Origin of the sequence: Dehalococcoides sp., from assembly GCF_041654235.1 — a bacterium.
Lineage (GTDB): Bacteria > Chloroflexota > Dehalococcoidia > Dehalococcoidales > Dehalococcoidaceae > Dehalococcoides > Dehalococcoides mccartyi_B.
Genome location: NZ_JBAZDW010000079.1, coordinates 1 through 4,978 on the forward strand (window position 1 = coordinate 1; position 4,978 = coordinate 4,978).

Below are 4,978 nucleotides of genomic sequence, written 5' to 3' on the forward strand. Positions count from 1 at the left end.
TTATTAATCCCCATACCGGTGAAGTAGTTCGCAGGCTCAATGCCGCCTGTGTGTTTGATTGTATTGTAGACCAGGCATGGAAAACGGGTGACCCCGGCTTGGTATTTATAGACCGCATAAATGATGATAACCCCACCCCATCCATAGCTCCCATCAGGCACGTAAGCGGCTGCGGTGAGCAAACCCTTTTGCCGTATGAATCATGCAATCTGGGGTCAATTTCTTTGCCCCGTATGCTTAAGCGTGACGGTGAACGGGTAGTGGTGGACTATGAAAAACTGGGGCGGACAGTCAAAATGGCTATCCGTTTTCTGGATAATGTAATAGACGTAAATAAATTTCCCACCCCTGAAATTGAAAAAGCCACTTTGCGTAATCGCAAGATAGGCTTGGGGGTCATGGGTTTTGCCGATATGCTGGTTTTAATGGGCATACCTTACAATTCTGAAGAAGCTATATTTCAGGCCGACCAGATAATGGATTTTATCAAAGAAACTTCTCATCGGGCTTCATCCAAGCTGGCCGAAATCAGAGGGTCTTTCCCCGCTTATGAAGGCAGTATGTATGACGTACCGGGTGGACGCCCCATGCGAAATGCTACCTGTACCAGCATAGCTCCTACCGGCACGCTTTCTATTATCGCCGGGGTATCTTCAGGCATAGAGCCTTCTTTTGCCATGGTATTTGTGAGGAATATACTTGATGGTGAAAATCTGCTGGAGATAAACCCGTATTTTGAAGAAATGGCCAGACGTGAAGGGTTTCATTCAAGAGAGCTTTTTGAAAAGCTGGTTTCCTCAAACCACCTGCATGATATGGAGTGTATACCGGACTGGCTTAAACGCCTGCTGGTTACCGCTCACCGCATTCGCCCCGAATGGCATATCCGTATTCAGGCGGCTTTCCAGAAATATACTGACAATGCGGTTTCCAAGACTGTAAATTTCCCGCATGAAGCTACCCGTGAGGATATGGCAAATGTGTTTAACATGGCCTATGATCAGGGGCTTAAGGGTATAACGGTTTACCGTGATGGAAGCCGGGCTGCCCAGCCATTGTGTACCAGCGAGTCGGGTGTAAAGCTGGTAGATCAGTATCTGGATAATTGCGCCTGCCATTAGGTATGATTGTTCATACGGGCAAATACAGCTACAATCTCCGGGTCAAATTGTATACCTGAGCACCGTTTCAGCTCTTCCCATGCTTCTATATCTGTCATAGCTTTGCGGTATGGTCTGAGAGAGGTCATGGCATCATAGGCATCAGCCAGTGCCATTATTCTGGCTCCCAGCGGTATTTCTTCACCCTTCAGCCCGTCAGGATATCCGCGTCCGTTAAAATGCTCATGATGGTGGCGGACTATTTTCAGAATTTCATGGTCTTCGGTTATGGGGGAAAGAATGCGTTCACCCACGCTGGGGTGGGTTTTGATGTGGTTATATTCATCTTCGGTCAGATTGCCGGCCTTATTCAGGCAGGCACTCCTGATACCTATCTTGCCTATGTCATGTACCAGCCCGGCTAAACGTATCTGCTCAACCGTGGCAAAAGGTAACTCCATAGCGCCGGCAATAGCCACTGAAGTTTCAGCTACCCGCTGTGAATGGCCGATAGTGTAACTGTCTTTGGCTTCAAGTGCATAAGCCAAGGAAGTAATAGCGTTGAAGAAAGAACCGCGGATTTTTTCCGCCTGGTCTTTTATCTTTAATTCCAAATGTTCTTGGTAATCACGGTTTTCCAGTATAAGGCGGCGTTTTTCCAGTGCCCGCTCCATACCCATGATTACGGCATCCAGTTTGAACGGTTTGGTTACGTAGTCATATGCGCCCAGCTTCATGCAGTTTATGGCGGTATCGGTATCGCTTATGGCTGTGGCCATTATAACAGCGGTATCAGGTGAGACAATACGGATTTCGGGTAAAATATCCATGCCGGAAAGCCCGGGCATCTTTATATCCAGTATTGCCAGTGCGATATCATGGTTTTTTACTATTTCCATAGCTTCGGTAGCATTTGAGGCGGTCAGACATTTGTAGCCTTCGCTGGTTATTTTCTGGTAAAGCAGACGGCGTATCGTGTCTTCGTCATCTACTGTTAAGACAGTTTCACTTTTTGTAATCATGCATACCTCTTAGAATAACTGACGGTTATTTAATCTGGCTGGTTGATTGGAATCTCTATAAAAAAGGTAGCGCCCTTACCTTCGGAACTTTCTGCGTATAGTTTACCACCGTGCTGGGTGATTATACCATGTCCGATAGATAGTCCTAACCCCGTACCTTTGCCTACTTCTTTAGTGGTAAAAAACGGATCAAATATATGATTTAAGACATTTTCTGACATACCCGGACCATCATCCCGAATAGAAATCTGGATACTGTCGTTAAATTTGCGGCTTGAGATTACTATGGTACCTTCACCATGTGACTGGGTCATAAAATATTCAGCATTTATGACTATATTTAAAAGCACCTGCTGCATCTGGAAGTAGTCTGCTTTTATCTCCGGCAAATTTGGATCCAGATTGGTAATTAGCTGAATGTTATGGACTTTCTGCCCGTAGTTGCAGATAGCAAGCACCTTATGTATTATCTGGTTCATGTCCACCCAGTCTTTGGATGGTTCATGGCGGCGGGCAAAGGTGAGAAGGTTACGGATTATTTCAGCCGCCCGCTGAGCTTCCTGGCTGATTATCTGGATATCCTGTCTCAGGTCTTCGGGCAGAATTTTCTCCTGAATAAGCTCTGAAAAACCTAGCACACTGGTCAGAGGGTTATTAAGTTCATGAGCCAGTCCGGCGGACAATTCGCCCAGTGAAGCCAGCCGGTCAGTTATCATCAGTTGGGCGGCTATCTTATGATGTTCGGTAACATCCTTTATGGTGTGCACAGTTCCCATAGATAGCCCGTTTGCGTCCAGAATGGGGTCAATTGTTTCTTCAAAATGCTTATCTATATTTTCCTCAAAATACGCGATACGCTGGGTCTTTTTTGTATTAAAAGCTATAAGTTTCGGGCAATTTACTTTTGGGCAATCGGCATGGTGCAGTACCTGGTAGCATTTCTTGTTTAAAACGTCTTGGGGCTGGCAGTTCAGGGTTTTTGTAAATGCCCGATTAGCCCGCTGGATATTAAAGTCATTATCCAGCAGAAATACTATATCGGATATATTATCAAATGTTATTCTCCATTCCTCTGCCGCCCTTAATAACCGGGCGTCCACTTTCTTGCGCTCAGTTATATCCCGTAATACGGCACAGCAATAATCAATCCCCTCAAACTCAAGGAAATTGCACATTACTTCAATAGGTATTTGCTGCCCGTTTTTTGTAAACATGTCAGATTCTAATGAGAAATTGATAGCCTGTTTTAGTCTGACCCAGAGGGTTTTCCATCTTTCCGCAACGCATACAGGATTTATATTTATTACGTTTAAACTGCACAGTTCTGTCCGAGTGTAGCCCAGTGATTGGCAGGCAGACATATTGGCGGCTATTATACTGCCGCTTTGATTAACCCAAAGAACGGAATCTGCCGTATGCTCAACTGAAAATGAGGTGAACTTCAGCTGTTTTTCGGCTTCTTTGCGCAGGTGGATATTTCGGGCTATGGCTACGTTGTATTCCATTTTATCGCACTGCATATAGTTGGCGGTTATTTCCACCGGTATTTCTTCGCCGCTTATGTTCCGGTGGATAGATTCAAAACTAAGGTAGGCGCTGTTTTTCAGATTTTTCCAGTGCGCTTCCCAATCAGTCTGATTAGTTATCAGGGCGTCTATATCCGTGACTTTTAGTTTAAGCAGGTCTTCTCGTCTGTAGCCGAGAGAGTTACAGGCTGATTGATTTACATCTACGAAATTACCCTCAGAATCAGTCCAGAATATGGCATCTGTAGTTTGTTCCAGTGCAAATCTGGTCAGACGGAGCATTTTTTCGGATTTTTTGCATATTGTAATATCGCTGGCTGAAAGTTGCAGATAGGAGGGTTTGTTATCCCGGTTGATTATCCGGCTATGGCCGGAAAACCAGCAGGTTTGGCCGTTTTTATGGATTAGTTGAAGTTCAAAAGGCTGTCCGGTATCGGGTTTGCGGTCTTGAAACATTTTAATAATAAGGTCGGTTGTTTCACGGCTGAACAATCCGCAAGACTTCCAGTCTTCACCGGTTACTTCGCTCACAAGATAACCGGTTACTTCCTCAAATATCTGGTTAGCAAATATCAGTTTGCCGTCAGGCTGAAAACCCATTACCAGAGGAGTTGCGGGTAGGTTTTTATCTGAAAAATCAGGGTGATTTGCATTATGCCGGACCTGAGGCTGGCACTGGATACAGAATATTAGTCTGCCTGAAGAAAGTTTACATAATAAATCTGCTGAAACAGGCAAGCCTTTTTTGCAGGGGATATAACAGGGTATCGGACCTAGAGGTATTCTAAACCGATCAAGTGTGTGGGTGTTAAGTTCCAAACCTATTGGTTTTAGTATGTCTTGTGACAGGGTAGGGTTATCCAGGTAATCCTCAGGTGAATAACCGCTGATAGAGGCTGAGTTTGAACTGACATAAATCAGCTGGGGTTCGGGCGAGGTTTTAAATATCAATACAAGATTGCGGGTACTTTCTATCATGGAAAGTATCTCTGTCAGGTCTGCACTTTCGGGCAAAACATTTTGCCTTGCAGAGGTGTGGCAGGATCTGTATTGGTCTTTCATATCCTTTCGCTGTTTGCCCTATAGTTTTGTTACAGGTGCAGGGCAGAAGGCTCAGATATATTAAAATTATACCGGGTTGAGAGTTAGACTGATCTCAGTATAACAGGGAAAGTGCCAAATGTCACGTGTTTTGACAAAAAAGATATATTGCAGTGAGAAATTACGACAAAAGGCGTTAAGGCAGCAGGCCTTCGCGGCATTCGCGGTGTTTGAAACTTGGCTGATAGTCCCGACAGGCTTGGGGGTTAAAGTCATGAATGGTACACAG

General features: G+C 44.9%; 3 protein-coding genes. 1 reads left to right on the forward strand and 2 read right to left on the reverse strand.

All coding sequences use genetic code 11. From position 1 onward, the window contains the following. On the forward strand, nt 1-1,121 hold a 1,121-nt coding region (locus WC259_RS07570; RefSeq protein WP_372644024.1), incomplete at its 5' end, for an adenosylcobalamin-dependent ribonucleoside-diphosphate reductase. Here WC259_RS07570 and WC259_RS07575 read toward each other — a convergent pair. Together WC259_RS07575 and WC259_RS07580 are read right to left on the reverse strand one after the other, a co-directional pair. After that, a complete protein-coding gene (locus WC259_RS07575) occupies nt 1,118-2,122 on the reverse strand; it encodes an HD domain-containing phosphohydrolase (RefSeq protein ID WP_011928955.1) in 1,005 nt (334 codons plus the stop codon). The genes WC259_RS07570 and WC259_RS07575 overlap by 4 nt on opposite strands. A gap of 29 nt (nt 2,123-2,151) precedes the next feature. After that, the gene (locus WC259_RS07580; protein ID WP_015407005.1) at nt 2,152-4,710 is read right to left on the reverse strand and encodes a PAS domain S-box protein; all 2,559 of its coding nucleotides are present in this window, start codon (nt 4,708-4,710) and stop codon (nt 2,152-2,154) included. Between the last annotated feature and the right edge of the window lie 268 nt (nt 4,711-4,978).